Raw genomic sequence first — 1,220 nt, 5'->3', positions numbered from 1 at the left:
TGAACCGCCCCGGGTTTCCCGGAGGCCGTTTGGTTTGGGTCAGGCGGCCAAGGCTTGGACCTCGGTCTGGGCATAATAGCGCGCTTCGGCCTCGGCGGGAGGGACGTTGCCGATGGGTTCGAGTAGCCGGCGGTGGTTGAACCAATCCACCCATTCGAGGGTGGCAAACTCGACGGCTTCGAACGAGCGCCAGGGTCCACGCCGGTGGATCACCTCGGTCTTGAACAGGCCGATCACCGTCTCGGCCAGAGCATTATCGTACGAGTCGCCGACGCTGCCGACGGAGGGTTCGACCCCCGCCTCGGCGAGACGCTCGGTGTAGCGGAGGCTCACGTATTGCGACCCGCGGTCGGAGTGACAGACGAGGCCGCTGCCGGCGAAGGGGCGGCGCTCGTACAGGGCCTGCTCCAGAGCATCGAGCACGAAGTCCGCTCGGGCCGAACGTGACACGCGCCAGCCGACGATCCGGCGGGCGAAGACATCGATCACGAAGGCGGCGTAGACGAAGCCGTCCCAGGTTGCGACGTACGTAAAATCCGCGACCCACAGCCTGTTCGGGCACGCGGCCTTGAACTGCCGGTTGACCCGGTCGCGTGGGCAGGCTGCGGCCGGATCGGGGATCGTCGTCCGGACCGACTTGCCCCGCACCACGCCCTTCAAACCCGTCGCTCGCATTAGCCGAGCGACGGTGCAGCGGGCGGCCACGATCCCCTCGCGGGCGAGTTGCCGCCAGACCTTGCGCACGCCGTAGACGCGAAAGTTCGCCTCATAGACGCGCCGGACCTCGATCATGAGCGTCGCGTCCCGTTTGGCTCGGGCCGGCAGCGTCTCGGGGGCAGCCCGTCGCGCGACATGAGCATGGTACGTCGACGGGGCGATCGGCAGGACCTTGCAGATCGGCTCGACCCCGTAGAGCGCACGATGATCGTCGATGAAGGCGATCATGACCGGGACCGGCGGTCGAGCTCCGCCATCGCAAAATACGCGGATGCCTTGCGCAGGATCTCGTTCGCCTGCCGAAGTTCGCGAACCTCCCGCTCCAGGGCCTTGATCCGCTCGCGCTCGTCCGTGGTCGGTCCGGCCCTCTGGCCCTGATCGCGCTCGGCTTGGCGAACCCAGTTCCGCAGCGTCTCGCCCGAGCAGCCGATCTTGGCGGCGATCGACTGCATCGCGGCCCAGGGTGAGCTGTGCTCGCCCTGATGCTCCCGGACCATCCGGAC

General features: G+C 67.7%; 1 protein-coding gene and 1 other annotated feature. The gene reads right to left on the bottom strand.

All coding sequences use genetic code 11. From position 1 onward, the window contains the following. Positions 1 to 39: 39 nt before the first annotated feature. A protein-coding gene (locus CIW48_RS32845) for an IS3 family transposase (RefSeq protein ID WP_197739414.1) occupies positions 40 to 1,220 on the bottom strand; the annotation gives its coding sequence in 2 pieces (ribosomal slippage) (positions 40 to 980 and positions 980 to 1,220; 1,182 coding nt annotated over the 2 pieces). This gene is flagged as partial in the annotation. Further along, positions 871 to 987: a sequence feature (AL1L pseudoknot), on the bottom strand. It overlaps the preceding gene by 117 nt.

The sequence above is a fragment of the Methylobacterium sp. P1-11 genome, assembly GCF_008329595.1.
Taxonomy (GTDB): Bacteria; Pseudomonadota; Alphaproteobacteria; order Rhizobiales; family Beijerinckiaceae; genus Methylobacterium.
Note: the sequence above shows the minus strand (reverse complement) of the source record. Positions and strands in the feature narration are given on the sequence as shown.